The organism is Aeromicrobium halocynthiae (assembly GCF_039531385.1).
GTDB classification, from domain to species: Bacteria; Actinomycetota; Actinomycetes; order Propionibacteriales; family Nocardioidaceae; genus Aeromicrobium; species Aeromicrobium halocynthiae.
The window spans coordinates 1-24,679 of sequence record NZ_BAAAPY010000010.1 but is presented as its reverse complement, the minus strand read 5'-3'; the positions used below and the strand labels follow the sequence as shown (position 1 = coordinate 24,679).

Annotated in this window: 26 protein-coding genes, 3 tRNA genes and 1 pseudogene; 10 read left to right on the top strand and 20 right to left on the bottom strand. The window is 71.5% G+C overall.

Going from position 1 to position 24,679, the window contains the following annotated elements:
• Positions 1–5: 5 nt before the first annotated feature.
• Positions 6–1,121: an alanine dehydrogenase gene (ald, locus tag ABD213_RS12620; protein WP_344329198.1), complete on the bottom strand. Its 1,116-nt coding sequence runs from the start codon at positions 1,119–1,121 to the stop codon at positions 6–8.
• A gap of 89 nt (positions 1,122–1,210) precedes the next feature.
• Here ald and ABD213_RS12615 point away from each other — a divergent pair, with 89 nt between their 5' ends.
• Entirely contained in the window at positions 1,211–1,696 is a 486-nt protein-coding gene (locus ABD213_RS12615; RefSeq protein WP_344329195.1) for an Lrp/AsnC family transcriptional regulator, read from the top strand.
• A gap of 1 nt (position 1,697) precedes the next feature.
• Here ABD213_RS12615 and ABD213_RS12610 read toward each other — a convergent pair whose 3' ends face one another.
• The 4 genes from ABD213_RS12610 to ABD213_RS12595 form a co-directional block, all read right to left on the bottom strand.
• Positions 1,698–2,024, bottom strand: coding sequence for a TraR/DksA family transcriptional regulator (locus ABD213_RS12610; protein ID WP_344329193.1), 327 nt, complete (start codon positions 2,022–2,024; stop codon positions 1,698–1,700).
• Positions 2,021–2,320, bottom strand: a complete 300-nt coding sequence (locus ABD213_RS12605) for a DUF503 domain-containing protein (RefSeq protein ID WP_344329191.1) — start codon at positions 2,318–2,320, stop codon at positions 2,021–2,023. The genes ABD213_RS12610 and ABD213_RS12605 overlap by 4 nt, the downstream gene beginning before the upstream one ends.
• Before the next feature lies 1 nt (position 2,321).
• Positions 2,322–3,302 (bottom strand): endonuclease/exonuclease/phosphatase family protein, encoded by a 981-nt coding sequence (locus tag ABD213_RS12600; RefSeq protein WP_344329189.1) that lies wholly within the window; start codon positions 3,300–3,302, stop codon positions 2,322–2,324.
• 121 nt (positions 3,303–3,423) lie between these two features.
• Positions 3,424–3,627: a cold-shock protein gene (locus tag ABD213_RS12595; protein WP_344329186.1), complete on the bottom strand. Its 204-nt coding sequence runs from the start codon at positions 3,625–3,627 to the stop codon at positions 3,424–3,426.
• A 234-nt stretch (positions 3,628–3,861) separates the two neighbouring features.
• On the opposite strand from ABD213_RS12595, the gene ABD213_RS12590 reads away from it, so the two are divergent.
• A complete protein-coding gene (locus tag ABD213_RS12590; protein ID WP_344329184.1) occupies positions 3,862–4,938 on the top strand; it encodes a hypothetical protein in 1,077 nt (358 codons plus the stop codon).
• Between the two features lie 63 nt (positions 4,939–5,001).
• On the opposite strand, the gene ABD213_RS12585 is transcribed toward ABD213_RS12590, so the two are convergent.
• The 4 genes and pseudogenes from ABD213_RS12585 to ABD213_RS12570 all read right to left on the bottom strand — a co-directional run bounded on the left by ABD213_RS12585 (position 5,002) and on the right by ABD213_RS12570 (position 7,283).
• A tRNA-Lys gene (locus tag ABD213_RS12585) sits at positions 5,002–5,074 on the bottom strand.
• Between the two features lie 47 nt (positions 5,075–5,121).
• Positions 5,122–5,430, bottom strand: coding sequence for a hypothetical protein (locus ABD213_RS12580; protein ID WP_344329182.1), 309 nt, complete (start codon positions 5,428–5,430; stop codon positions 5,122–5,124).
• Between the two features lie 533 nt (positions 5,431–5,963).
• A pseudogene (locus ABD213_RS12575) lies at positions 5,964–6,722 on the bottom strand (phytoene desaturase family protein); the annotation flags it as partial.
• A gap of 24 nt (positions 6,723–6,746) precedes the next feature.
• Positions 6,747–7,283, bottom strand: a complete 537-nt coding sequence (locus ABD213_RS12570; protein WP_344329179.1) for an MmpS family transport accessory protein — start codon at positions 7,281–7,283, stop codon at positions 6,747–6,749.
• A gap of 193 nt (positions 7,284–7,476) precedes the next feature.
• Between ABD213_RS12570 and ABD213_RS12565 the strand changes: the two genes are divergently transcribed.
• Positions 7,477–9,246: a glycerol-3-phosphate dehydrogenase/oxidase gene (locus ABD213_RS12565; RefSeq protein WP_344329177.1), complete on the top strand. Its 1,770-nt coding sequence runs from the start codon at positions 7,477–7,479 to the stop codon at positions 9,244–9,246.
• Positions 9,243–10,004 carry a DUF4097 family beta strand repeat-containing protein gene (locus ABD213_RS12560; RefSeq protein ID WP_344329175.1) on the top strand — a complete coding sequence of 254 codons (762 nt, stop codon included), beginning with the start codon at positions 9,243–9,245 and terminating at the stop codon, positions 10,002–10,004. The genes ABD213_RS12565 and ABD213_RS12560 overlap by 4 nt, the downstream gene beginning before the upstream one ends.
• 122 nt (positions 10,005–10,126) lie before the next feature.
• Here ABD213_RS12560 and ABD213_RS12555 read toward each other — a convergent pair.
• Together ABD213_RS12555 and orn are read right to left on the bottom strand one after the other, a co-directional pair.
• Positions 10,127–10,201: transfer RNA gene (locus ABD213_RS12555), tRNA-His, on the bottom strand.
• A gap of 58 nt (positions 10,202–10,259) precedes the next feature.
• Positions 10,260–10,868 (bottom strand): oligoribonuclease, encoded by a 609-nt coding sequence (gene orn / locus ABD213_RS12550; RefSeq protein ID WP_344329173.1) that lies wholly within the window; start codon positions 10,866–10,868, stop codon positions 10,260–10,262.
• Between the two features lie 134 nt (positions 10,869–11,002).
• On the opposite strand from orn, the gene ABD213_RS12545 reads away from it, so the two are divergent.
• Positions 11,003–11,785, top strand: coding sequence for a DsbA family protein (locus ABD213_RS12545; RefSeq protein WP_344329171.1), 783 nt, complete (start codon positions 11,003–11,005; stop codon positions 11,783–11,785).
• A 25-nt stretch (positions 11,786–11,810) separates the two neighbouring features.
• Here ABD213_RS12545 and ABD213_RS12540 read toward each other — a convergent pair whose 3' ends face one another.
• The 7 genes from ABD213_RS12540 to arsB all read right to left on the bottom strand — a co-directional run bounded on the left by ABD213_RS12540 (position 11,811) and on the right by arsB (position 16,945).
• The gene (locus tag ABD213_RS12540) at positions 11,811–12,158 is read right to left on the bottom strand and encodes a fluoride efflux transporter FluC (protein WP_344329169.1); all 348 of its coding nucleotides are present in this window, start codon (positions 12,156–12,158) and stop codon (positions 11,811–11,813) included.
• A complete protein-coding gene (locus tag ABD213_RS12535) occupies positions 12,155–12,526 on the bottom strand; it encodes a fluoride efflux transporter FluC (protein ID WP_344329166.1) in 372 nt (123 codons plus the stop codon). Before ABD213_RS12535 ends, ABD213_RS12540 begins: the two co-directional genes overlap by 4 nt.
• 13 nt (positions 12,527–12,539) lie before the next feature.
• Entirely contained in the window at positions 12,540–14,648 is a 2,109-nt protein-coding gene (locus ABD213_RS12530) for a PhoX family protein (RefSeq protein WP_344329164.1), read from the bottom strand.
• A 115-nt stretch (positions 14,649–14,763) separates the two neighbouring features.
• Positions 14,764–15,186, bottom strand: a complete 423-nt coding sequence (locus tag ABD213_RS12525; RefSeq protein WP_344329162.1) for an arsenate reductase ArsC — start codon at positions 15,184–15,186, stop codon at positions 14,764–14,766.
• 37 nt (positions 15,187–15,223) lie between these two features.
• Positions 15,224–15,421, bottom strand: a complete 198-nt coding sequence (locus ABD213_RS12520) for a hypothetical protein (RefSeq protein WP_344329159.1) — start codon at positions 15,419–15,421, stop codon at positions 15,224–15,226.
• On the bottom strand, positions 15,333–15,827 hold the full coding sequence (locus ABD213_RS15120; protein WP_425546064.1) for a three-helix bundle dimerization domain-containing protein: 495 nt from the start codon (positions 15,825–15,827) through the stop codon (positions 15,333–15,335). Before ABD213_RS15120 ends, ABD213_RS12520 begins: the two co-directional genes overlap by 89 nt.
• Positions 15,824–16,945, bottom strand: coding sequence for an ACR3 family arsenite efflux transporter (gene arsB, locus ABD213_RS12515; protein ID WP_425546063.1), 1,122 nt, complete (start codon positions 16,943–16,945; stop codon positions 15,824–15,826). Before arsB ends, ABD213_RS15120 begins: the two co-directional genes overlap by 4 nt.
• 131 nt (positions 16,946–17,076) lie before the next feature.
• On the opposite strand from arsB, the gene ABD213_RS12510 reads away from it, so the two are divergent.
• Complete coding sequence (locus ABD213_RS12510) at positions 17,077–17,466, top strand: ArsR/SmtB family transcription factor (RefSeq protein WP_344329155.1); 390 nt, start codon at positions 17,077–17,079, stop codon at positions 17,464–17,466.
• 16 nt (positions 17,467–17,482) lie between these two features.
• Here ABD213_RS12510 and ABD213_RS12505 read toward each other — a convergent pair.
• Positions 17,483–17,556, bottom strand: a tRNA-Arg gene (locus tag ABD213_RS12505).
• A 49-nt stretch (positions 17,557–17,605) separates the two neighbouring features.
• Between ABD213_RS12505 and ABD213_RS12500 the strand changes: the two genes are divergently transcribed.
• The 4 genes from ABD213_RS12500 to ettA are packed head-to-tail and all read left to right on the top strand — an operon-like array spanning position 17,606 to position 23,937.
• Positions 17,606–18,802 (top strand): PrsW family intramembrane metalloprotease, encoded by a 1,197-nt coding sequence (locus ABD213_RS12500; RefSeq protein ID WP_344329459.1) that lies wholly within the window; start codon positions 17,606–17,608, stop codon positions 18,800–18,802.
• Positions 18,803–18,862: 60 nt separating this feature from the next.
• Positions 18,863–20,584 (top strand): dynamin family protein, encoded by a 1,722-nt coding sequence (locus tag ABD213_RS12495; protein WP_344329152.1) that lies wholly within the window; start codon positions 18,863–18,865, stop codon positions 20,582–20,584.
• A complete protein-coding gene (locus ABD213_RS12490; RefSeq protein ID WP_344329150.1) occupies positions 20,581–22,209 on the top strand; it encodes a GTPase in 1,629 nt (542 codons plus the stop codon). Before ABD213_RS12495 ends, ABD213_RS12490 begins: the two co-directional genes overlap by 4 nt.
• Before the next feature lie 45 nt (positions 22,210–22,254).
• Positions 22,255–23,937, top strand: a complete 1,683-nt coding sequence (ettA, locus tag ABD213_RS12485; RefSeq protein WP_344329148.1) for an energy-dependent translational throttle protein EttA — start codon at positions 22,255–22,257, stop codon at positions 23,935–23,937.
• A 153-nt stretch (positions 23,938–24,090) separates the two neighbouring features.
• Here ettA and ABD213_RS12480 read toward each other — a convergent pair whose 3' ends face one another.
• Complete coding sequence (locus tag ABD213_RS12480) at positions 24,091–24,552, bottom strand: MarR family winged helix-turn-helix transcriptional regulator (protein ID WP_344329145.1); 462 nt, start codon at positions 24,550–24,552, stop codon at positions 24,091–24,093.
• Positions 24,553–24,679: the final 127 nt, after the last annotated feature.

Sequence of the window (24,679 nt, the reverse complement as noted above, 5' to 3'; positions counted from 1 at the left end):
GCGGCTCACGCGAGCAGCGCCGCCGAGTCCTCGTGCTCGATGCCCAGCGCCTCGCCGACCGAACGGTGGTACAGGCGGCCGTCGTGGACGTTGAGCCCTGCCGCGAGTGCCGCGTCGGCGCGCAAGGCCTCGCGCCAGCCTGCGTCGGCGAGTCGACGGACGTACGGCATCGTCACGTTCGTCAGCGCGAAGGTGGAGGTCCGCGGCACGGAGCCGGGCATGTTCGCCACGCAGTAGAAGACGGATTCGTGGACCGCGAACGTCGGGTCGTCGTGCGTGGTGGGTCGGGAGTCCTCGAAGCACCCGCCCTGGTCGATGGCGATGTCCACCAGGACCGCGCCCGAACGCATCCGCGAGACGAGGTCGTTGCTGACCAGGGTGGGGGCCTTGGCGCCGGGGACGAGCACCGCGCCGATCACCAGGTCGCTCGCGGCGACACGGTGCTCGATCTCGGTGGGGTTGGAGCCGACCGTGCGCAACCGTCCGCCGAAACGTTCGTCGAGGCGTCGCAACCGGGGGATGTCGAGGTCGAGGACGGTGACGTCGGCACCCAGCCCGAGCGCCATCGTCGCGGCGTGGGTCCCGGAGACTCCGCCGCCGATCACCGTGACCGTGGCGGGATCGGTGCCGGGGACGCCGCCCATGAGGACGCCGCGACCGTCGCTCTGACGCATGAGGTGGTAGGCCCCGACCTGCGTCGCGAGGCGACCCGCGACCTCCGACATGGGGGCGAGGAGCGGCAGGGAGCCGTCGGACAGCTGGACGGTCTCGTAGGCGATGGCGGTGGTGCCGCTGTCGAGGACGGCGCGGGCGCAGTCCGCGTCCGCGGCCAGGTGCAGGTAGGTGAACAGCACCTGGTCGTGTCGCATCCGGTGCCACTCCTCGGCCACCGGCTCCTTGACCTTGAGGACCAGCTCGGCCTGCTCCCACACCGCGTCGGCCTCGTCGAGCAGCCGCGCACCGGCGGCCTCGTAGGCGGAGTCCTCCAGCGAGGACCCCTCGCCGGCCCCGGCCTGCACGACGACCTCGTGGCCCGCACGGACCAGCTCGTCGACGCCGGCGGGGGTCAGGGCGACCCGGTACTCGTGGTTCTTGACCTCGGTCGGGATGCCGATGCGCATGCCCTCAAGCCTGAAGGTCTGGCAGGTGAGCGTCAACACGTGCGATGATCATTCGGCTGGACAAGATGTCGGCTGCAGGATCATCGCGAATGGGAGACGACATGGCGGCCATGTCGAACGATGTTCGGATCCTGGACGACGTCGACCGCACCATCGTGCGCGCGCTCCAGCGCGACGGCCGGACGTCGAACCACACGCTCGCCCAGGAGGCGGGCATCGCGGCGTCGACGTGCGTGGTGCGGCTGCGCTCGCTGCGCGAGCGAGGGGTCCTGCGCGGAATCCACGCGGACGTGGACCCGGCGGCTCTCGGACTGTCGCTGCAGGCCATGATCGCGGTGAGCCTGCGTCCGGACCGTCGCGCCGCCGTGGGTGACTTCGCCACCGAGGTCGCCGCGCGGCCCTACGTCGTCAACGCCTTCTACGTCTCCGGCAGCTACGACCACCTGGTGCACGTGGCGGCCGCCGACAGCGAGGCGCTGCGCGAGATCGTCAACGACCTGAGCTCGATGACGGCGGTCGCCGGGACGGAGACGCACCTCATCTTCGACCACGTGGCCGGACGGATCCGCACCTGAGTCAGGCACAGTCGCGGCACGTCTGCGTCGCGGGGAGAGCCTCGAGCCGCTCGGTCGGGATCGTGCTGCCGCACGTGCGGCAGCGGGCGTAGGTGCCGGCGTCGAGCCGGTGCAGCGCGGCGTCGAGGTCCAGGACCCGTTGCCGCGCGCGACGCACGAGCGCCGACAGCTGCTCACGCTCGAAGGCGATGGTCGCACCCTCGGGATCGTGCTCGTCGTCGGCGTTGGACCCCTCGGACGCCTGCTTGACGGCGGCGAGGTCCGCCGCGAGGGTCTCCAGGCGGCGCTCCGCCTCCGCCCGCTCGCGCACGAGGTCGGTGCGTCTCACTCGACGTCCTCGGCGGTGACGATCCTCGTCCGGCTGGAGAGCACCTCGAGCTCGGGGTGTTCGAGCACCAGTGCCTCCGCCGCCGCCAGGACCTCGGTGACGCGAGCGCGCTCCGGTCCGACGGTGCTGACCCCGATGGCGGCCCGTCGGTGCAGGTCGTGGTGGTCCGTCTCGGCGACCGCGAGGTGGCCCGTGCGACGCAGCTGGGCGATCACCGGGCGCACCACCGACCGCTTCGCCTTCAGGGACCGGACGTCACCGAGGAGCACCTCGATCTCGGTCCAACCGATCCACATCTCAGGCCCTCGACCAGGAGACGAGGACCGCCCGGTGGTCCGATCCACCGATGGTGAGGATCTCGGCACGGGTGGGCAGCCACCACTCCGGGTCACTGAGCTGGTGGTCGATGTCGGCACCGAGCGGCGCCGGCAGGACGGTGGGCCACGTGCCTCGGGCCGAGAGGTCGAGCGCGTCCGTCGCGCTCGCGCAGCGCTCCAGGCCGAGGCGACGCAGGTGGTCGGCCACGGCGTTGAAGTCACCACCGACGATCGCGTCGGAGCGGTCCTCGCACCACTGGACGGAGCGGGAGACCTCGTCGCGCCACACGGGCGCGGGTGCGTAGCGCTGGCGCGGCGGGAGCGGGTGGACGGCGGCGAGGTGGGACGGTCCGTGTCCACCGCCCTCGATCGCGACGGACCCGAGCCGGAGGCTGGGCCCCTCGACCTGCTCGTAGGCGCCGATGCGTGCCCGCGTGACGATCCCGACGGCGTCGAAGACGCTGGTGGCCTCCTCGGCGTTGGTGAACGCGGAGGCGCCGTCGAAGCCGACGGCCACGGCACGCACGAGCTCGTCGGGGGCCTCGACGAGCATGATGACGTCCGGGTCGGCCTCCCGGCTGGCCTCGAGGATCTCCTCGGCGGTGGCGCCGTGCGCGTTGAAGCTGAGCACCACGAGGTCCGTCGCGTCGGTGAGTGACCGGCTCTCGGCGAAGGCCCCCTCCCGCACGAGGGACGTCACGACGAGAGCGGAGACCACCAGCGTGACCGAGGCGGTCACGAGGCTCGGACGCCACCAGGTGCCTCGCGGACGCAACGCCGCCCAGGCGAGACAGCCGAGCGCACCACAGACGAGGCCCACCGTGGTCAGCATGCGCATCGACGAGAGCTGGGTGAACGGGTAGTGGGCCCACAGCCCCAGGTGACCCGGCACGAGGAACAGCACGACGCCGGTGCAGCACACAGCGGCGAGCACCCAGCGGGGCGCGGGTGAGTGGATCATCGGTGCCAGTGTGCCGGGTGCCCGGTGACGCTGCGTGTCGACGCACGGGGGTCGCGGTCGGCGGGAGCGGAGACGACGAAGCGCCCGCCCCCCGGAGGGGACGGGCGCTTCACACCAGGTCTCAGAGAGGCGTGATGTTCGTGGCCTGCAGGCCCTTCTGGCCCTGCTCGACGTCGAACTCGACCTTCTGGTTCTCCTCGAGGCTGCGGTAGCCCGAGCTCTGGATGGAGGAGTAGTGCGCGAAGACGTCGTCGCCGCCCTCGTCGGGGGCGATGAAGCCGAAGCCCTTCTCCGCGTTGAACCACTTGACGGTTCCGGTAGCCATGATGTGCCTTTCGTTGGTGCGCCCACGCTCGTCGTGGACGCCTCTGGGTGTCGCGACGTACTCACCCGATCTCAACCACACCATCGCCGAAGCAAGAGGTACTGCATCAATCCATGGCAGAAGAAACGCCAAACAACGACTCCACCCTACACACGAAGGGGCGGGCCGACGCAACCGCACGCCGGGGTGTCGCGCACGTGCGACGGCACTCGCGGCCCCGTAGCGTCGATGACCATGACCGCTGCCCTGACGGTGACCGTCCATGCCGACCCCGGACTCCCGACCCGGCGCGCCCGCGGCCTGCGCGACGACCTGAGGGAGACCCTCGAGGAGCGGTGCGGTGTTCCCGTGACGGTCGAGGTCACAGCGGCCGCGCTGGGGCTCACCCAGGAGAACGTCATCGACCTGCGGACCGTCGAGGACGCCGTCCCCGAGGTCACGGACCCCGACGACGCGCGGGTCGTGCTCGTCCTCACCGAGATCCCACGGCACCGCGACGGGCGGCCGCTGGTCGCCGAGCTCGAGCCCGACCGGGGCATCGCGGTCGTCTCCTGTCCGACGCTCGGCGTCTGGCGCAGCCGCCGACGGCTGCTCCGGGTCCTGCAGGACTGCGTGCTCCGCTCGGTCCCCGAGACCGTGGCGGTCGAGACCGGCTCGAGCGAGGACGTCGCCGACCTGCGCCACCGGTGGACCCGCTGGTGCGACGACGAGGTCGGCCCGGACCGCGTGCTCATGGCGTCGGGCCCGGTCGCGACCGCGCGCATGGTGATGGGCATGACGGCGGCGAACGAGCCGCTGCGCACGGCCGTCCACCTCTCGACCGCGCTGGCGGCGGCGATGGCCGTGGGAGCCTTCGGGATCTTCTACAGCTCGATCTGGGAGATGGCCGCTGCGTCCTCTCCCTCGCGGCTGGCGCTGGTCGCCCTTACGGCGATGGTCTCGATGACGGCCTGGCTGCTGTGGAGCAACCGGTTGTGGGACAGGGCGCGACTCGAGCCGCTGCGGCGCATCGTGGCGCTCTACAACCTGTCCACGATCCTGACCCTCGCCCTCTGCGTCGTCGTCCTCTACGCCGTCCTGGTGCTGGTCATCCTCGCGGCCGCGGCGCTCGTCATCGAGCCGACCTTCATGGCGTCGGTGCTCGACGCCGACCCGACACCGCGCGAGTACCTCGAGATCGCCGTGCTCAGCGCGTCGATGGGCGTGGTGGCGGGCGCTCTCGGCTCGAGCTTCGACTCCGACGTCGACGTGCGTGACCTCACGCACGGCCAGCGGGAGCGTCAGCGCCTCGCGGAGGTCGGGGACCGGTGACGTCGCCGACGGTAGGTGCCCTCGAACGACGAGACCCCCGTCGATGACGGGGGTCTCGGGCGGTGCGCCATCAGGGACTCGAACCCCGAACCCGCTGATTAAGAGTCAGCTGCTCTGCCAATTGAGCTAATGGCGCGCGATCGGGAACGATACCAGCGCGGCCCCGGAGGGGTGAAATCGAGGTCAGGTGCGGAGCGTCTCGAGCAACGCCAGGGCGGCGTCGTGCCCGGCGATGCCGCTGACGGCACCGCCGCGACGAGCGCCGCTGCCGCACACCAGCACGCGGTCGTGACCGGTGTCGACACCCCAGCGTCGGGCCGGTGACTCGGCATCCTCCTCGTCGTCGAGCCAGGGCCAGGACAGGTCGCCGTGGAAGATGTGCCCGCCGGGCATCGCGAGCTCCTCGGCGACCTGGGCGGGGGTCTTGTGCTCGACCCCGAGGACCAGGGGTCCGAGCGGTTCGGCGAGGTGGGGGTCGAGGGCCTCCAGCACCTGCGCGTAGGCGCGTCGCCCCGCCGCCTCGGCGCCGTCGCGGGCGCTGCCCAGTGCGGAGTCGGGGCGTGGAGCCCGAAGTAGGTGAGCGTCTGGGCGGAGGTGGCCGCCAGCTCGGGGCCGAGCATGGACCGGTCGGTGAGCGTGTGGCAGTAGAGCTCCCCGGCCGCGAAGGGTGCCTCGCCGCGCCGGGCCGCGGCGTGGAGCTCCTCGAGCTGGCCGTAGCCCTCGTTGACGTGGAAGGTGCCGGCGAACGCGACGGCGGGGTCGACTCCGCTGCGCAACGCGGGCAGGCGCGAGAGCAGGAGGTTGACCTTCAGCTGGGAGCCGACGGGTGCCTCGTCGACGCCGGACCGTGGCACGGGCGGTGTCTCGAGCATCCCCTCGAGAGCGTGGGGCGCGATGCCACTCAGGAGCCAGGGTGCCGTGACCGTCCCCTCGGTCCCTGCCCGACCACGCCCGTCGCCCGTCCCGCGCCACTTGACCTCGACCCCGTCTCCGTCGACGCGGACCGCGTGGACCTGCCGCTTCGTCTGGATCCGTGCCCCCGCGGCACGCGCCACGCGCTCGAGCTCGCCGGTCACGGCCCCCATGCCACCGACCGGCACCCGCCACTCACCGGTTCCGTTGCCGATGAGGTGATAGAGGAAGCAACGGTTCTGCACCAGGGACGGATCGCGCAGCGAGGCGAAGGTGCCGATCAGGGCGTCGGTCGCCACCACGCCGCGGACGAGGTCGTGGGCGAAGCGTCGCTCGATCGCCTCGCCGAGCGGTCGCTCGACGAGGTCGGTCCAGATGGGGGAGGCCACCTGCGAGCGCAGGTCCGACCGGCGCGGGAGGGGTGAGAGCAGGGTCGCAGCCACGACGCCGGCGAGCTCCTCGACCTCGCGGTAGAACGCACGCCAGGCGTCGTGCTCGCTGTCGTCGCCCGTGAGCTCGTGGAAGGACCGTCGGGTGGCGGCGTCGTCGGCGGTGCTGACGAGGAGCCCCTGCGCGACGCCGTCGCGCTCGTACGGCGTGAAGGAGGCCGTGGGTCGCGACCGGAGCTCCAGGTGCAGCCCGAGGTCCTCGACGAGGGCCTGCGGGAAGAGGCTCACGAGGTAGGAGTAACGCGAGAGTCGCGCGTCGAGTCCGGCGAACGGTCGAGCACTGACCGCAGCGCCGCCGACGTGCGGCAGTCGCTCGAGCACGAGGACGTCGAGACCCTCGCGCGCCAGGAGGGTCGCGGCGACCAGGGCGTTGTGCCCACCGCCCACGACGACGACGTCGGCACCCGACCTGGCGAGACTCATGGACGGAGTCTGCCCGATCGCGGGTCAACCCTGGCAGAACAGCTGGGCGTACGGGCCGGTCGCCGTGCGCTGCTCGGTGACCCGTCCGTCGACCGTCACCGTGCACGAGATGGTCGTGGCGTTCGGTCCGGACTGCAGGAAGATCTGCGCGTAGTCCGGCGGACCGTAGACCGTCGTGCTGCGCGACCAGCTCCGCCCCGGCTCGCGGACCCGCCCGTACGAGGCGTCCTTGCCCGTGGGCACCAGGTAGCCGAGGACCAGGATGGACTGGTCGGACTGCGCCGACATGGTGACCCGGTGGGTCGGGATGGAGGCGGTGGCGCCCTCGCCCTGCAGACCCGTGAGCTCTTGCCCGAAGCTCGACGACGACCCGGCCGAGCCCGACCCGGTGCCGGCGCCGGACGTCGCTTCGGTGGGGTCCGCGTCGCCCGGCACGGGCGAGGAGCTCGTTGTCGGCGTGGCGGTGGGGGTTGCGCGTGGGACGTCGGACGACCCACCGCCGTCGAGCCCGAGGAGCACGATGGCGACCACGAGCACGACGACGCCGACCGCTGAGGCCATCACGGCCAGCGGATGGCGCCACACGATGTTCACGTACCGAGCAACGAGCGATCACGCTCCGGGGCTACGGCGGTCTCCCGGACCGGGGTCCCCGGGGGACGTCGGGCCCGCGCGGGTGCGCGAGCTCGCCGTGCGTCGGCTGCAGCAGGCGACGCAGGGAGCGTTCGTGGCGTGACCCTGCTTGACTGGGACCATGCGACCGGTTCCCTTGTCACTGACGGCCCGCGAGAACGCCCTGGAGGCGATGGGCTCGACGACCTTGGACGTCCTGGTGATCGGCGGCGGGGTCGTCGGCGCGGGCTCGGCCCTCGACGCCGCGACGCGCGGTTTGAGCGTCGGACTCGTCGAGGCCAGGGACTTCGCCTCGGGCACCTCGAGCCGTTCCAGCAAGCTCATGCACGGCGGACTGCGGTACCTGGAGATGCTCGACTTCCGGCTCGTCGCGGAGGCGCTGAAGGAGCGTGGTCTCAGCCTGCAGAAGCTCGCCCCCCACCTGGTGCGCGAGGTGGGCTTCCTCTACCCGTTGCAGCACCGCGGGTGGGAGCGGCTCTACGCCGGGTCCGGCGTCGCCCTGTACGACGCGATGAGCAAGGCCTCGGGCTACGGCTCGGGTGTGCCCCTGCACCGTCACAAGACCCGGCGAGGCGCGCGCAAGCTGATGCCCGCCCTGCGCAAGGACGCCCTCGTCGGCGCCATCCACTACTACGACGGGCAGGTCGACGACGCCCGGCACACGATGTTCATCGCGCGGACGGCAGCGGCCTACGGCGCGCACGTCGCCAACCGCACGCGGGTGGTCGACCTCCTGCGCGAGGGTGACCGCGTGGTCGGGGCGCGGGTGCGCGACCTCGAGTCCGGACGCGAGTTCGACATCGCCGCCCGTCAGGTCATCAACGCGACCGGGGTGTGGACCGACGAGACGCAGTCGTTCGCCGGGCAGCGCGGCCAGTTCCACGTCCGCGCGTCCAAGGGGATCCACCTCGTCGTGCCCCGGGACCGCATCCGGGGCGAGTCCGGGCTCATCCTGCGCACCGAGACGTCGGTGCTGTTCGTCATCCCGTGGGGGCGGCACTGGATCATCGGCACCACCGACACCGACTGGGACCTCTCGAAGGACCACCCTGCCGCGAGCCGGCGCGACATCGACTACCTGCTCGCCCACGTCAACGCCGTGCTCGAGCAGCCACTCACCCACGACGACGTCGAGGGCGTCTACGCCGGACTGCGACCGCTGCTCGCCGGTGAGAGCGACGCCACGAGCAAGCTCTCGCGCGAGCACGCCATCGGCACCGGCGCCAAGGGCCTCGTCGTCGTCGCGGGCGGCAAGTACACGACGTACCGCGTCATGGCGCAGGACGCGGTCGACGCGGCGGTCCACGGCCTCTCCGCCCAGCTGGACCGCAGTGTCCCGCCGTGCTGCACCGAGGACGTGCCGCTGCTGGGCGCCGACGGCTTCGAGGCGCTGCGCAACCAGCGCCACCGGCTGGCGGCCCGCAGCGGGTTGAGCGTCGCTCGCATCGAGCACCTGCTCGGGCGCTACGGCTCCCTCGTCACCGAGATCCTGGACCTGATCGCGGACCGCCCCGACCTCGGCCGGGGCCTGGCGGGTGCCGACGACTACCTGCGCGCGGAGATCGTCTACGCGGCCTCCCACGAGGGAGCCCGCCACCTCGACGACGCGATCGCGCGACGGACGCACATCTCCATCGAGACGTTCGACCGCGGCACGGCCGTCGCCGAGGAGGTGGCCGACCTCATGGCCGAGGTGCTCAGTTGGAGCGCCGAGCAACGTGACCGCGAGGTCGAGCACTACCTGCTGAGGGTCGAGGCGGAGCGCGAGAGCCAGACGATGCCCGACGACGAGACCGCCGACGCGGCACGCATGGGCGGGCGCGACGTCGTCCCGGTGCTTCAGGACGAGCGTCCTCAGGATGCCGTGGCACCGTCGGGCGCGGCCGAGTGAGCCTCGGCGACCTCGAGGTCCCCGCCGACCTGGAGGAGATCGAGCGGCGCTCCCCGCTCGCGCGCACCCTGATCACCGTCCTGGTGACGGTGGTGGCGGTGGGCGTCGTGCTCGGCGGGATGGTCGCGGTCTCCACGGCGATGCGCACGACGGAGACCGCGACGAACCGCGTACCGGTCGACGACCTCCCCCAGATCTCGTTGCGGGCCACCGACGCCGACGTGTCCATCGTCGAGGGAACCGGCGACGAGCTGGTCGTGGAGGCCGAGGTGACGAGCGGCCTGCTGGGCACCGACTACGAGCTGCGTCGCCGCGGCGCCGACCTCGAGATCGTCGACTCGTGCTTCGGCCTCGTCGACCGGGGCTGCGGCGTCGCCGTCACCGTCGCGGTGCCGGCGGACCTGCCGGTGGAGGTCGTCACCGAGACCGGCGCCATCCGTGCCGATGCTCTGGCGCGGCCCGTCCTGACGCTCCTGACCGTCGCCGGGGACATCGTCGTCACCGACCTACGGGTCACCGAGCTGTCGGCGACCAGTGACGTAGGCCGCATCGAGGCGTCCTTCGCGGCTGAGCCCGCGGCGGTCAAGGCGACGACCAGGGACGGCGACATCGACGTCTCCCTCGGTTCGGGGGACCAGGAGTACCGGGTCGACCTGCGGTCCGACGCCGAGGTCACCCAGGCGGTGGAGTCCGTCGAGGCGGCGAGCGCATTCGTCCGCCTCCACAGCGACGACGGCGCCGTCACCCTGCGTCGCTGAGTCCCCTGCCACCTGGGGTCCCTGCGGTCGAGACCCCGAGATGAGCGCCGGGTGGTCCGCTGTGGTGCTGGAACGGAGAGAGGCCCGGGCCCCCACCAGGGGACCCGGGCCTCGCACGCGTCTGGGGTGGACGACGGGATTTGAACCCGCGACCACCGGCATCACAAGCCGGGGCTCTACCGCTGAGCTACGCCCACCGCGAGCGATCATACCCAGACCGGGCGAAGGCGTCGGCAGTGGGCCTCGCGCCGAGTCTCACACGTCGGGCGTGGTTCCCGCGACGTCGGCGGCGATGGCTCGTGCCGTGTCGGAGTCGGGGCCGGGTGCCTCGGCGAACACTGTGGCCCGGTAGTAGCGGAGCTCCTCGATGCTCTCCATGATGTCGGCGAGGGCCCGGTGCCCGCCGGCCTTCTGCGGCGCCGCGAAGTACGCGCGGGGGTACCAGTGCCGCACGAGCTCCTTGATGGAGGAGACGTCGACGACCCGGTAGTGCAGCCACTGCTCGAGCTCGGTCATGTCGCGCGCGAGGAAGGCGCGGTCCGTGCCGATCGAGTTGCCGGCCAGAGGCGCCTTGCGGGGTTCGGTGACGAACTGGCGCACGTGGTCGAGCACCTGCTCCTCGGCCTCCGAGAGCGACAGACCGGCGTCGAGCTCGGTGATCAGGCCCGAGGCGGTGTGCATCTCGGTGACCACCTCGTTCATCTGCTCCAGGGCCGCGGTGGGCGGCTTGATGACGAGGTCGAGTCCGTCGGCCAGCGGCGTGAGGTCGTAGTCGGTGACGACGACGGCGACCTCCACGAGCGCGTCGTGGGTCAGGGACAGGCCGGTCATCTCGCAGTCGATCCACACCAGTTTGTCGTTCATCCGCCCGAGGCTAGTACGTGCGGTCCGGGCGTGCCGGGATGCCTCCCACAGGCCCCGGTACGCTCGTGGGGAACCGAACGGCGTCGCCGAGCGTTGATCATGCGGCCCCGTCCCGAGACCCAGGAGCACCACCCGTGACGAACGACCGGAAGAAGCGAGCCGAGCGCGCCGAGCAGATGCGCAAGGAGCGCGAGAAGGCCGACAAGCGTCAACGCAACGTCATCACCATCGCGATCGTCGCGGTCGTGGTGGCTCTGGTGGCTGCCGGTGCGTGGGGCGTCACGACCATCTCCAGCGACAACCAGCGTGCGACAGAGGAGGTGACGCCCGAGGGCGCGACCGACGACTACGGCGTGCTCTACACCCCTGCCGACGCCGGTGCCGAGGACGTGGAGGGCGAGCCGGTCGAGGTCGAGCTCTACGAGGACTTCCTGTGCCCCGGGTGCGGTGCGTTCGAGGCGGCCAGCGGCCAGTTCCTCACCCAGGCCGTCGAGGCCGGTGAGATCTCCATCATGTACCGGCCGTTCGCGTTCCTCACGGCACAGAGCACCAACCGGTACTCCCAGCGCGCGGCCAACGCCGCGGCGTGCGTGCTCGACGACGCCGGCGTCTCGGCCTTCAAGCAGATGCACGAGATCCTCTTCGCGAACCAGCCCACCGAGGGTGGCGCGGGTCCTGACGACGACGAGCTCGCGGACTTCGCCGAGCAGGCGGGTGCGGGTGACATCTCCGAGTGCCTGCGCCGCGAGACGTTCACCCCGTGGGTGGAGGCAGCGCTCGAGCGTGGCCGTGAGGAGGGCGTCTCCGGCACGCCGACCGTGCGGATCGACGGTGAGGACGTGAGCGGCGCCCAGGAGGGCACCATCCCGGGTCCGCCCGAGCTGCAGGAGGCCATCGAGGCGGCTCGCGCGAGCTGATCGCCCGGTGCCGGGCGCAGGTCGCTCAGGCGAGCGCCGTGCCCAGCGCCGCCGCCGCCAGGGCGGACAGCAGCATCACCATGCTGCCGGCGAGCGCGACGGCGTCGTCGCGGCGCAGCGATCGCTGCGCTGCGGCGACGCTGGCGGCGCTCAGGGTCGTGTAGCCGCCGAGGAACCCGATGCCCAGGACCACGGTCCAGGAGTCGGGGAGGGATGCGCCGACGACGAGCCCCAGGGCGAACGACCCGCTGACGTTCACCACGAGCAGGCCCCAGGGCCAGCGCGTCCCCGCGCGGGCGCTGATGGCGCTCTCCAGGAGGAAGCGCGCTGCTGATCCCACCCCGGCTGCCAGCGCGATCGCCAGGAGCGTCATCGACGGGTCCTGCGTCCCACGACGATGCCGAGCAGCGCGAGCGCCCAGCCGCCGACGACGGTCGCCAGGGCGTACCCGAGCGCCATCGCGGGGAGATCCGTGGCGAGCTCGGACGTCTGGACCGCGAAGGCGCTGTAGGTGGTGAACCCTCCGAGCACCCCGGTGCCGACGGCAGCGCGCCACAGCGGGGAGACCACGACGGCGACCACCACCCCGAGGAGGAAGGACCCGACGAGGTTCGCCAGGAGGGTGCCCCACGGCAGCGACGCCATGGGATCGAGCGCCAGGGTCAGTGCGTGCCGGGCCAGGGTCCCGAGCGCCCCTCCCGCCGCGACCGCGAGGACGATGCGGGGCGGGGGAGCGGGCACACGAGGAATCTACTCAGACACCGATCTTCCTGCCGCGCGTGTTCCAGACGGTGACCACCGAGGGCCGCGGGATCGAGCCGCCTCCGTCGGGCCAGCTCGACGCGGGGGCGTCGGCCGAGGCGCCGTCGATCTCCCCGGGGTGCTGGACGCAGACCAGGACGCGGTCGTCGCGGATGACCGGACCGCACGTCTCCGCGCCACGGGGAACGCTGAGGAACTGGGTGGTCCGGCCGCGGTCGCGCCCCTCCACCACGACACCGAAGAGGCCGTCGTTGGAGCCGAGCGCGTTGCCATCGGTGGAGATCCACAGGTTCCCGTGCGGGTCGAAGGCGACGTTGTCCGGGCAGGAGATCGGCGAGACGTGCTCCTTGGGGAAACCGCCGAAGTACGTCGAGGGGTCGGCCGGGTCGCCACAGACCAGCAGCAGGTTCCAGGTGAACCGGGTCCTGGCGGCGTCGTTCCTGTCCTCGGTCAGCTCCAGCACGTGCCCGTGCTTGTTGTTCGTGCGCGGGTTGGCCTCGTCGGCGCCCGCGCGGCCGGCGGCGCCTCGGTTGGTGTTGTTGGTCAGGGCGACGTAGACCTTGCCCGAACGCGGACTCGGCTCGACGTCCTCGGGGCGGTCCATCCTGGTGGCCCCCACCTGGTCGGCGGCGAGACGCGTGAAGAGCAGCACCTCCTCCGCGCTCATGCCCGGGACGTAGGAGCGGGTGCCGAAGACCAGCGGGATCCACTCGCCCGCACCGTCGAACTGCCCGTCGGCGGGGAGGCGCCCGCTGCCGTCGATCTCGCCGGGGGAGTCGCCGGTGAACCGGGCGACGTACAGGGTGCCGTGGTCGAGCAGGTCACGGTTGGCGCGTCGCGCGGCGGCCGACGTCCCGCGCTTGACCTTGTCGCGGCTGACGAACTTGTAGAGGTAGTCGAAGCGCTCGTCGTCGCCCATGTAGAACGCGACGCGTCCGTCCTTGGTGACGCGGGGGGTGGCGGCCTCGTGCTTGAAGCGGCCCAGCGCGGTGCGCTTCTTCGGGGTGGAGGTCGGGTCGTGAGGATCGACCTCGACGATCCACCCGAACCGGTTGGGCTCGTTGGGCTCCTTGGCGACGTCGAAGCGGTCGTCGAAGCGCTCCCACTTGCGCTCGGTCTCGCCGCTCGGGAGGCCGTAGCGGGTCAGCCGCTGAGCCTGGACGGGATCGGTGACGCGTCCGGCGTTCGCGAAGTACTGGTTGAAGTTCTCCTCGGCGGTCAGCCAGGTGCCCCAGGGGGTGATGCCGCCGGCACAGTTGTTCAGCGTGCCGAGGACGGTGCGACCGGCCGGGTCGGCCGAGGTCCGCACGAGCGGGTGGCCGGCGACGGGACCGGACAGCTCGAACTCGGTCTGCGTGTGGAAGCGTCGGTTCATGTGGTGCCCGACGATCGGCTCGTAGCGGCCGTCGCGGCGGGCGGCTCGCACGGCGATGACGCTGAGACCGTGGGCGGCCCACGAGGTCTCGACCTGCTCACGCGTCGGAGCGGCGGGGTCGTAGCCCGGGTACATGAGCTCCTCGCTGGTGTACTCGTGGTTGGCGACGAGCAGCTTGACATCCCTGTCGTGGTCGAGGATCTCCAGGAAGTCGCAGTTGAACCCGAACTGGCGCTTCTGAGCCGCGGCGCTCTGGCGACGGGGATCGAACGCCGGGACGTCGCGGAAGAGCGGGTCGCCCCACCGGATCACGACGTCCTGGGCGTAGCCGGGCGGGACGACGACGGCGTCGGCGCGGTTCGGCGCGACCGGCTCGAACCGCAGCCCGAGCGGTCCGCGTCCGGGCCCCTTGGTCGGTGGCTTGCCCTTGCCCGGGGCGCCGGGTGCGGCGGGCCGGGTCGCGGCAGCGGGAGCACTGTTCGAGAGGCCGATGGCTGCGGCGGCGCCGATCACCGCGCCGGCGCGCACCACGGTGCGGCGGCTGATCGCGTCCTGCATGACCTCGGCGAACGTCGGGTTGTCCGACGTGTTGGGTGCGTCGTGGCCGCACGCGTCACCGCAGCGGTAACGGCAGGTCATGGCGGATCGTCGACTCGAGCAGGGCCCGTCCGAACCCTCCTCGTCGGTGACGATCGGCAGCAGGCGTCGCTCGGGTGAGATGGTCATGTGCGTCCCTTCGCATCGTGGCAGGGAGCGCTCCGTCGCCGGCCCCCCGACGGCTCGACGCTATGAGCCCGGGTCGAACCCCGTGGGGCCGGAAGGTGAACGGTCGGTGTCGCGATCAGCCCGTCGACGGACCCTCGAGCGACGAGATGAGCTCCTCGATGCGGCCGCGGATCTCGTCTCGGACCTCGCGGACGACCTCGATGCCCTGGCCGGCGGGATCGGTGAGGACCCAGTCCTCGTACCGCTTGCCGGGGACGTAGGGGCACTCGTCGCCGCACCCCATCGTGATCACCACGTCGGAGGCCTGCACCGCGTCGTCGCTGAGCTTCTTGGGCTGCTCGCCGGCGATGTCGATGCCGACCTCGGCCATCGCCTCGACGGCCACGGGGTTGGTCGTGTCACCCGGCATGGAGCCGGCCGAGCGGACGTCGATGCGGTCGCCGGCGAGGTGCTGCAGGAACCCGGCGGCCATCTGCGACCGGCCGGCGTTGTGGACGCACACGAAGAGGACGGAGGGGCGGGTGGTGGACGTGGTCATGTCGATCCTTCGGAGACGTCGGGGTGGAGAGTGCGGGTCAGAGGTCGAGGTCGCGCAGCAGTGCGGCCACGCGCGCCTGGATGTCGTCGCGGATGTCGCGCACGGTCTCGAGCGAGGCGCCGTCCGGGTCGGCGACCTCCCAGTCCTCAAAGCGCTTGCCAGGGACGTAGGGGCACTCGTCGCCGCAGCCCATCGTCACGATGACGTCGGCGGCGTGGACGACGGTGTCGGTCAACGGCTTGGGGTAGGCGGTGGTGGGTCGATGCCGCGCTCGCCGAGGACCTGCACGGCGAGCGGGTTGATCTCGCCGCTCGGCGCCGAGCCGGCCGAGCGCACGTGCACGCGGTCCGGCGCGAGGTGCTCGCCGCCGCCATCTGCGGGCGTCCGGCGTTGTGCACGCAGACGACGAGGATCTCCGGCACGCCGGAGGTCCTCTTGCCGGCGGCCTGGGCCTGGGCGGTGAGCAGCTCGGTGGCGTAGCGACGGACGAGGACGGGCGGGTAGGTCCGGACGGTCACGAGGGGTTCGATGGCGTCTCGCGCCTGCTCGACGCTCGTCTCGACCTCCGCTCGGGAGAAGACGCCGTCGGAGGCGTGGGCGAGGTCCTCGAGGACGGCGTCGTACGGGGCCGGGTCGGTCATCGGGGGACTCCTGCCGTGGGGAAGAAGCGTCGTGCCCACAGTGCGACGTAGACGAGGCCGACCAGGACGGGGACCTCGATGAGCGGACCCACCACGCCGGCGAGGGCCTGTCCTGAGGTGGCGCCGAAGGTGCCGATCGCGACGGCGATCGCGAGCTCGAAGTTGTTGCCCGCCGCGGTGAACGCCAGCGTCGCGGTCCTGGCGTAGCCCAGGGCGAGCCAGCGGCCGATCACCATGCCCAGGGCGAAGGTGAGGGTGAAGTACACCAGCAGGGGCACCGCGATCCGCACGACGTCGAACGGGTTGTTCGTGATCTGCTCGCCCTGCAGGGCGAAGAGCAGGACGATCGTGAACAGCAGGCCGTAGAGCGCCCAGGGGCCGATGCGAGGGATAAACGTCTCCTCGTACCACTGCTCGCCCTTGGTGCGCTCGCCGATCACCCGGGTGAGGAACCCGGCCAGCAGCGGGATGCCGAGGAAGACGAGGACGCTGATGGTGATGGCCGCGATGGAGAACTCCGCGCTGGTGGTGGGCAGCCCGAGCCAGCCGGGCAGCAGCTGAAGGTAGAACCACCCGAGCGCAGCGAACGCGACGACCTGGAAGACGGAGTTGATGGCGACCAGCACAGCGGCGGCCTCGCGGTCGCCGCAGGCGAGGTCGTTCCAGATCATCACCATCGCGATGCAGCGGGCGAGGCCGACGATGATCAAGCCGGTGCGGTACTCCGGCAGGTCCGGCAGCAGCAGCCAGGCCAGGGCGAACATCAGCGCCGGGCCGAGCAGCCAGTTCAGGACGAGCGACGCGACGATGAGGCGTCGGTCGCCGGTGACGCGGCCGACCTCGCGGTACCGGACCTTGGCCAGCACGGGGTACATCATGACCAGCAGTCCGACGGCGATCGGCACGGAGACGTCACCGACCGTGAAGGACTCCAGGGCATCTACGAGCTGGGGCCAGGAGCGGCCGAGGAGCAGCCCGGCGGCCATGGCGATGCCGATCCAGACCGGCAGGAAGCGGTCGAGTGCCGACAGTCGGGCGACGACGTCGGCCTCGCCGGGTGCGGGCACGGTGTGATCGGGGGCGGGGTGATCGGGAGCGGGCCTGTTCGAGGCGGTCATGGAGGGTGGGTCTCCTGAGGTCGGCAGCCGGGGACTGGATCGACGTCCGTCGATGCCGGGAGCGTAGCACCCCATCGACGGATGTCGATGGTCAGATCGAGAACGATCGATGAATGAGGCATACTGGAGCGATGGACCTCATCGCGGACCCGGCCACCGTCCCCGTGGGCGACCCCGAGGCGGGTGCTGCCTGCTGCGCGTCGATCGTCGACGAGACCGTCGGCGTCGAGGACGCGGTCCGACTGGCGGCGCGCTTCAAGGCGATCGGTGAGCCGACGCGGCTGCGACTCCTCTCGCTCGTCGCGGCGACGGAGGGCCAGGAGGCCTGCGTGTGCGACCTCACCGAGCCGGTGGGGCTGGCGCAGGCCACGGTCTCGCACCACCTGAAGGTGCTCGTCGAGGCCGGCCTGATGACCCGCTCGCGGCGCGGCACGTGGTCCTTCTACCAGCTGGTGCCGGGTGCCCTCGACGACCTCGCCGCGCTGCTGGCGACTCCTGCCGGCGCAGCAGCGGGACGCTGAGCCCGGTCGGGCCGAGCGCGCCCGGCAGGACTCGAACCTGCGACCCAGAGATTAGAAGGCTCTTGCTCTGTCCAGCTGAGCTACGGGCGCTCGGACGACAGCCTAGTGCCGGTGCCCTAGGGTCAGGCGGGTGCACCGCATGATCGCCCCGCCCACCGATCCGCCCGCGGGACCCGGTGAGATCCCCTCTCGCGTCCCGCGACGTCAGGAGCGCCCGAAGCAGCGTGGGCGCACGCTGCTGACCGTCGGCTTCGTCGTCACGGGCGTCGCCGGGCTGGTCGGCGGCGTCTTCCTGTCCACGCAGGCCGGCGACGTCACCGGAGCCGGGCTCTCGCTCGGGTACGCCCTCATCCCACTGCCCCTGCTGTGGTGGGCCTACTGGTGGCTCGACCGCTACGAGCCGGAGCCGCGACGCTACAAGCTCGCGGCCTTCGTGTGGGGCGGGGTGGTCGCCGTCGCCATCGCCCTGGCCGTGCAGATCAGCGCCGCCAGCCTCTTCGACCTCTCCGACGAGCAGCTGGCCTCCTTCGTCGCGCCGTTGTCGGAGGAGCCGGCCAAGGGGTTGTTCCTCCTGCTGACGTTCCTGCGGTGGCGGCGGATCATCGACGGGTTCGTCGACGGTCTGGTGGTCGCCGGGATCGTCGGTCTCGGCTTCGCGTTCGTCGAGAACATCGGCTACTACGCGATCAGCTACGTCGGGACGCCGGAGGTCCCGCTGTCCGGCACCGACGCCGCCACCACCACCTTCATCGTGCGCGGGATCTTCAGCCCGTTCGCGCACCCGCTGTTCCTGTCGGCGTTCGGCATCTCGCTGGGCATCGCGGTGATGCTGCGCTCGCGCGTGCTCAAGGTGCTGGTCGGGACGGTCGGGATGGCGGTCAGCATCGCCCTGCACGGCCTCTGGAACGCCTCGCTCTCCTACGGCGGGGGAGCGGCCTTCGTCCTCGTGTACCTCGTGCTCGGCATGCTGCTGCTCGGCCTCGCGATCGGAGCGGTCGTCGTGCGCGTCGGTCAGGTGCGCACCCTCGAGCGGTCGCTGTCGGCCGTGGCCGAGCGAGGCTGGATCCACCCGGCGGAGATCCCGTACCTCTCGCGCTTCGGCCACCGGACCGCCGCCCGGCGCCACGCCCGCGAGCACCACGGCAAGGTCGCCGCCAAGATCGTCACCCGGTACCAGCGACTGGCCACCGAGATGGCCTTCCTGCACGACGCGATCATGACCGGGCGTCACAAGCCGCACGGCATCGAACGGACCTACGGTCTGCTCGACGAGATGAGCGAGCTGAGACCGGCCCTGCGACTGCCCCCTGCCCTGACGCCCCTGGCCCCGCGCTGACCCGTGTCGGTCCACTAATCTGTGACGGAGGAGACGGATGAGGTCAGGAGAGGAGTGCCGGTGCCCAGCGAACATGCATCTGCGGAGCTGCTGGGAGCGCTGAGCAGACTGCTCTCCGCCCTCACCGCGCTCGACCGGACATTCGAGCGGACCGGACGGGGTGCCGTCCCGGCACCGGTCGTCGCAGCGCGGGCAGAGGTGATCGACCAGCTCTCGGACTACGTGATCCCTCGGCTGGTCCAGCTGGAGGCACCGCTGCTGACCGTCGTCGGCGGATCCACGGGAGCCGGCAAGTCGACGCTGGTCAACTCCCTCGTGGGCGAGCCCGTCACCGAGTCCGGGGTGCTACGCCCGACCACGCGATCGCCGGTGCTGGTCCACCACCCCGAGGAGGAGCACTGGTTCCAGCCCGACCGGATCCTCCCGCAGCTGCCCCGCACCGAGGTCACCACCAACGACGTCTACGCCCTGCGCCTCGTCTCCTCCGACCTCGTCCCGCGGGGACTGGCGATCCTCGACGCGCCGGACATCGACTCCATCGACGCCGACAACCGCCAGCTCGCCGCGCAGCTGCTGGCCGCTGCCGACCTGTGGTTGTTCGTCACCTCGGCCGCGCGGTACGCCGACCAGGTCCCGTGGGACTACCTGGCCCGCGCCGCCGAGCGGGCCAGCTCGGTCGCCGTCGTCCTCGACCGCACCCACGAGGAGCAGGTCGTGGAGGTCCGCGGCCACCTGGCGCGGATGATGACCTCGCGAGGACTCTCCGACTCGCCGCTGTTCACCGTCTCGGAGACGCAGACCGACGAGTCCGGCCTGCTGCCGCGCAGCGCGGTCGCTCCGATCAGGACCTGGCTGCACGAGCTGGCCGGCGACCCCATGGGCCGTGCCTCCGTCGTGCACGCCACGCTCGACGGCGCCGTGCGCCACAACGTCATGGCTGCCTTCGACATCGCCGACGGCATGGACGCGGTGGTCACCGGTGCTGCGAGCCTGCACGCGGTCCTCGACGCAGCGTTCGAGAGCTCGTCGGCGCAGCTGCGTCGCCAAGCGGTCGACGGCAGCCTGCTGCGCGGGCGCGTCCTCAGCCGGTGGCAGGAGTTCGTCGGCAGCGGTGAGCTGCTGCGCTCCGTCGAGGAGAGGGTCACACGGCTGCGCGACCGCATCGTGGAGAACGTCACGGGCCGCCGGGCGAAGTCCGACGAGGTCCTCGAGTCCGTGACCGAGGCCCTGCAGGGCCTCGTGCGAGAGCACGTGGAACGAGCAGTGCGCGACACGGCCACCGGGTGGACCGACTCCTCGGCCGGCGCATCCTCCGCCGCCGAGGAAGGTCTCGACCGCGTCTCGCGTGAGGTCGCCGTCACCGCCGAGCGGCTCGCGCGCGACTGGCGGGACCGGGTCGTCGACATGGTGCGCTCGCAGGGAGCCGACAAGCGCATGAGTGCGACGTTCCTCGCCGTGGGCGTCAACGGTGTGTCCGTCGCCGTCATGGTGCTCGCCGTGTCGAGCGAGGCGCAGTCCCGGGACCGGTCCCTCGCCCTTGCCGAACGACTGCTGTCCTCGATCTTCGAGGCGGCCCCGGCCGCCGCCCTGGTGCAGCGGGCCGCGACGGCACTGCTCGAGGTGGTCGGGACGCCCCTGGACGCCGAACGCCGCCGGCTCGGCGGTCTCATCGACTCCCCGGCGAGGCTCGAGGCGCTGCGTGACGAGGTGCGAGGTGCGGCGCGGCAGGCCGAGTACGCTCGCCACCTCGACTTCTTCGCCGACGGAGGCAAGCACGCATGAGCGCACTGACCGACGCGGCCCGGAAGGCCTACCCGGGACCTCGCTCGGAGGTCTCCGAGCGGCTCACGGGCCTCGGGGAGGCCATCGAGGCCGGCGAGGGTCGCCTGGACGACGCGCTCGTGCAGCCCGCTCGCGACCTCGCCGAACGCGCCGTGCAGCGCCTGCAGCTCTCCGGCGAGCACACGATCGTCGCCCTCGCGGGGGCGACCGGGTCGGGCAAGTCCTCGCTGTTCAACGCGCTCACCGACCTCGAGCTGGCCGGCGTCGGCGTGCGTCGCCCCACCACGTCGTGGGCGCTGGCCTGTGCCTGGGGCCCGGACGGCGCCTCGGAGCTGCTCGCCTGGATGGGGATCCCGGCGCGGCACCAGGTCTCGCGCATGAGCATGCTCGACACCTCCTCGGCCGAGACGCGACTCGACGGCCTCGTGCTGCTCGACCTGCCCGACCACGACTCCACCGAGGTCTCGCACCACGTCGAGATGGAGCGGCTGGTCGAGTACAGCGACCTCGTCGTCTGGGTCCTCGACCCGCAGAAGTACGCCGACGCCGCCATCCACGACCGGTACATCAAGCCCATGGCGAGCTACAGCGACGTCATGCTCGTCGTGCTGAACCAGATCGACCGCATCGCCTACGGCGAGCGCGAGCGGGCCCTCGACGACGTCCGCGCCATCCTCGCCCGCGAGGGCTTGCCGGACGTGCCGGTCCTCGGCGTCTCGGCCGCCCGTGGCGACGGCATCGACGACCTCAAGCGCGAGCTGCAGCGGCGCATCAAGGCCAAGTCCTCGGCTCGTGACCGACTCGCCAGCGACCTCGACCACATCGCCCAGCGGATCGCCCGGTCCGGGGGGACGAGCGAGGTCCCGGGCATCGGTGACGTCGACCGTCAGGCGCTGACGGACGGGCTCGCCGAGGCCACCGGCGCTCCCGACCTCGCGCAGGCGCTCGAGTCCTCGCTGCGTCGGCGCGTCGCGCGCACCACCGCCTGGCCACCGCTGCGTCTCGCCTCACGTCGACGTGGTGACGACCCGACGGCCGAGCTCGCCGAGCTGTCGGACGAGACGGTCCCGACCGTCGGCGCCCTCGACCGCTCGCGCGTCGACCAGGTGCTCGGCACCTTCGCCGACACCGCGTCGGTGGGACTCGCCGCGCCGTGGCGCTCGACCGTGACCGAGGCGGTCCGTGGTCGGGCCGATGCCGTCACCGACGGGCTCGAGGGGGCACTGCGCTCGCTGGACGCGGGACCTGCCGAGGTGCCGGCCGCCTGGCGCGCCGTCGCAGCGCTGCAGTGGGTCGGTCTCGTCGCCCTCGTCGTCGGTCTGGGGTGGTCCGCCCTCGCCCTCGCTCCCGACGTCGGAGGTGTCGCGGTGCCGGACGGTCCGCAGGTGGCGGGCCTGCCCGCGTCGGTCCTGCTCGCGGTCCTGGGGGCGGTCGCCGGCGTGGTGCTGACCCTGGCGGGCGCGCTCGGAGGCCGAGCCTCGGCCCGCTCGCGCGCCGACCGCGTGGAGGGGACGCTGCGCACGGCGGCAGCCGAGGTGGCCGCGCAGCACGCCGTGGAGCCGGTCCGCGCCGAGCTCGAGCGGTACCGTCGCTACCGCGACGGCATCGTCCGCGCGACCTCCTGAGCCGCCACGGTCCGCGCCGCGTGCTCTCGGTAGGCTGGCCGCACCATGGCTGACTACGTCCTCTCTCTGCGCAACGTCCGCAAGGCCCACGGCGACAAGGTGGTCCTCGACAACGTCTCGTTGTCCTTCCTGCACGGCGCCAAGATCGGTGTCGTCGGTCCCAACGGGATGGGCAAGTCCTCGCTGCTCAAGCTCATGGCCGGGCTCGACCAGGCCAACAACGGCGACGTCGTCCGCGACCCCGATGCCACGGTCGGCATGCTCCAGCAGGAGCCGCCGCTGACCGAGGGCAGGACGGTCCTGGAGAACGTCGAGGAGGCCGTCGGCGAGATCAAGGGCAAGCTCGACCGGTACAACGCGATCAGCGAGGAGCTCGCGAGCCCCGAGGCGGACTACGACACGCTGCTCGCCGAGATGGGCGACCTGCAGACCGCGCTCGACCAGCACAACGCGTGGGAGCTGGACTCCCGGCTCGACCAGGCGATGGACGCACTGCGCTGCCCGCCGCCGGACGAGATCGTCGACCACCTCTCCGGAGGCGAGCGGCGTCGCGTCGCCCTGTGCAAGCTGCTGCTGCAGCAGCCCGATCTCCTGCTGCTCGACGAGCCCACCAACCACCTCGACGCCGAGTCGGTGCAGTGGCTCGAGGGCCACCTGAAGAACTACCCCGGTGCCGTCCTCGCCGTCACCCACGACCGCTACTTCCTGGACAACGTCGCCGAGTGGATCGCCGAGGTCGACCGCGGCCAGATCCACGGCTACGAGGGCAACTACTCCACCTACCTGGAGAGCAAGCGCGAGCGCCTCACCATCGAGGGCAACAAGGACGCCAAGCGCGCCAAGATGCTGGAGAAGGAGCTCGACTGGGTCCGCTCCAACGCCAAGGGTCGCCAGGCCAAGTCCAAGGCCCGTCTGGCCCGGTACGAGGAGCTGGCCGCCGAGGCCGAGCGCGCCCGCAAGATCGACACCTCCGAGATCAACATCCCGGCCGGACCCCGCCTGGGCGACGTCGTCCTGGACGCCAAGGGACTCACGAAGTCCTTCGGCGACCGTCCGTTGTGGCAGGACATCTCCTTCTCCCTGCCGCGCGCCGGCATCGTCGGCATCGTCGGACCGAACGGCGTGGGCAAGACCACGCTGTTCCGCATGATCACCGGTGGCGAGACTCCCGACGAGGGCACGCTGGACGTCGGTCAGACCGTGAAGCTGTCGTACGTCGACCAGGGACGCGCGAACATCGCCCCGGACAAGAACGTGTGGGAGGTCGTCTCCGAGGGGCTCGACTTCATCAAGGTCGCGAACTTCGAGATGAACAGCCGCGCCTACGTCGCGTCGTTCGGCTTCAAGGGCGCCGACCAGCAGAAGAAGGCCGGGGTGCTCTCCGGCGGTGAGCGCAACCGCCTGAACCTCGCGCTCACGCTCAAGCAGGGCGGCAACCTGCTGCTGCTCGACGAGCCCACCAACGACCTCGACGTCGAGACGTTGTCGTCGCTGGAGGACGCGCTGCTGGAGTTCCCCGGCTGCGCCGTGGTCACGTCGCACGACCGCTGGTTCCTGGACCGCATCGCCACCCACATCCTCGCCTGGGAGGGCACCGAGGACGAGCCGGGTCGCTGGTTCTGGTTCGAGGGCAACTTCGCCTCCTACGAGGCCAACAAGGTCGAGCGCCTGGGCGAGGAGGCCGCGCGGCCGCACCGCGTCACGCACCGCCGCCTGACCCGCGACTGACCGTCCGTCCGATTCCCATGACCTCGTGGGAATCGAACCCAGGACACGGTTTCCCTGCCCTCCCCACGGGAAGCATCCCGTGCGGTGGGCTGGATTGCCGTGCGCGAGCGAGCGTGTGCGCGGTGACCGGGCGACGGTGTGCTCGGGCGAGGATCAGAACGTCTGGCCGTCGAGCGCGTCGCGCACCGACTCCATGACTCGTCCGAGGGCGCGGAAGTCGTCCGGGTCGGCACGCTTGACGAGGTAGGCCTGGACCCCGTCGACGTGCGTGTGCGCGGCCTTCTCGAGCAGCGCGAAGCCCTCGTCGGTGAGCTCGGCGACCACGCCGCGGCGGTCGTCGGGGTGGGGCACGCGGCGGACCCACCGGCTGCGCTCGAGGCGCGCGATGGTGTGCGTGATGCGACTGCGCGAGTGCGCGACGGCCGCGGCGAGGTCGGCCATGCGGATCGAACGGTCCTCGGACTCGGAGAGACGCACGAGGATCTCGTACTCGGCCATCGAGAGTCCGTGGGCCGAGCGCAGGTCACGATCCAGGCGGTCGTTCAGCACGGTGGTGCCTCCGAGGAGGGCCCGCCAGATGCGCTGCTGCTCGGCGTCGAGCCACTCGGTGGACATGAGTTTCTCCTATGTCAAGCCGCGGCCGGAAGGCAAGCCCGGGCGGCTGTGTGGTCGGTGGTGAGGTGGTTGAAGACGACACGTGCTAGACGGCGTTTGAGGCAGCGCAGGGCTTCGGGGGTGGACA

Excerpts from the sequence above, each read along its gene's own strand:
- ald (WP_344329198.1), bottom strand. The coding sequence starts at position 1,121 with ATGCGCATCGGCATCCCGACCGAGGTCAAGAACCACGAGTACCGGGTC.
- ABD213_RS12615 (WP_344329195.1), top strand. The coding sequence starts at position 1,211 with ATGGGAGACGACATGGCGGCCATGTCGAACGATGTTCGGATCCTGGAC.
- ABD213_RS12605 (WP_344329191.1), bottom strand. The coding sequence starts at position 2,320 with ATGTGGATCGGTTGGACCGAGATCGAGGTGCTCCTCGGTGACGTCCGG.
- ABD213_RS12600 (WP_344329189.1), bottom strand. The coding sequence starts at position 3,302 with ATGATCCACTCACCCGCGCCCCGCTGGGTGCTCGCCGCTGTGTGCTGC.
- ABD213_RS12595 (WP_344329186.1), bottom strand. The coding sequence starts at position 3,627 with ATGGCTACCGGAACCGTCAAGTGGTTCAACGCGGAGAAGGGCTTCGGC.
- ABD213_RS12590 (WP_344329184.1), top strand. The coding sequence starts at position 3,862 with ATGACCGCTGCCCTGACGGTGACCGTCCATGCCGACCCCGGACTCCCG.
- ABD213_RS12570 (WP_344329179.1), bottom strand. The coding sequence starts at position 7,283 with ATGGCCTCAGCGGTCGGCGTCGTCGTGCTCGTGGTCGCCATCGTGCTC.
- ABD213_RS12565 (WP_344329177.1), top strand. The coding sequence starts at position 7,477 with ATGCGACCGGTTCCCTTGTCACTGACGGCCCGCGAGAACGCCCTGGAG.
- orn (WP_344329173.1), bottom strand. The coding sequence starts at position 10,868 with ATGAACGACAAACTGGTGTGGATCGACTGCGAGATGACCGGCCTGTCC.
- ABD213_RS12540 (WP_344329169.1), bottom strand. The coding sequence starts at position 12,158 with ATGACGCTCCTGGCGATCGCGCTGGCAGCCGGGGTGGGATCAGCAGCG.
- ABD213_RS12530 (WP_344329164.1), bottom strand. The coding sequence starts at position 14,648 with ATGACCATCTCACCCGAGCGACGCCTGCTGCCGATCGTCACCGACGAG.
- ABD213_RS12525 (WP_344329162.1), bottom strand. The coding sequence starts at position 15,186 with ATGACCACGTCCACCACCCGCCCCTCCGTCCTCTTCGTGTGCGTCCAC.
- ABD213_RS15120 (WP_425546064.1), bottom strand. The coding sequence starts at position 15,827 with ATGACCGACCCGGCCCCGTACGACGCCGTCCTCGAGGACCTCGCCCAC.
- arsB (WP_425546063.1), bottom strand. The coding sequence starts at position 16,945 with ATGACCGCCTCGAACAGGCCCGCTCCCGATCACCCCGCCCCCGATCAC.
- ABD213_RS12510 (WP_344329155.1), top strand. The coding sequence starts at position 17,077 with ATGGACCTCATCGCGGACCCGGCCACCGTCCCCGTGGGCGACCCCGAG.
- ABD213_RS12500 (WP_344329459.1), top strand. The coding sequence starts at position 17,606 with ATGATCGCCCCGCCCACCGATCCGCCCGCGGGACCCGGTGAGATCCCC.
- ABD213_RS12490 (WP_344329150.1), top strand. The coding sequence starts at position 20,581 with ATGAGCGCACTGACCGACGCGGCCCGGAAGGCCTACCCGGGACCTCGC.
- ettA (WP_344329148.1), top strand. The coding sequence starts at position 22,255 with ATGGCTGACTACGTCCTCTCTCTGCGCAACGTCCGCAAGGCCCACGGC.
- ABD213_RS12480 (WP_344329145.1), bottom strand. The coding sequence starts at position 24,552 with ATGTCCACCGAGTGGCTCGACGCCGAGCAGCAGCGCATCTGGCGGGCC.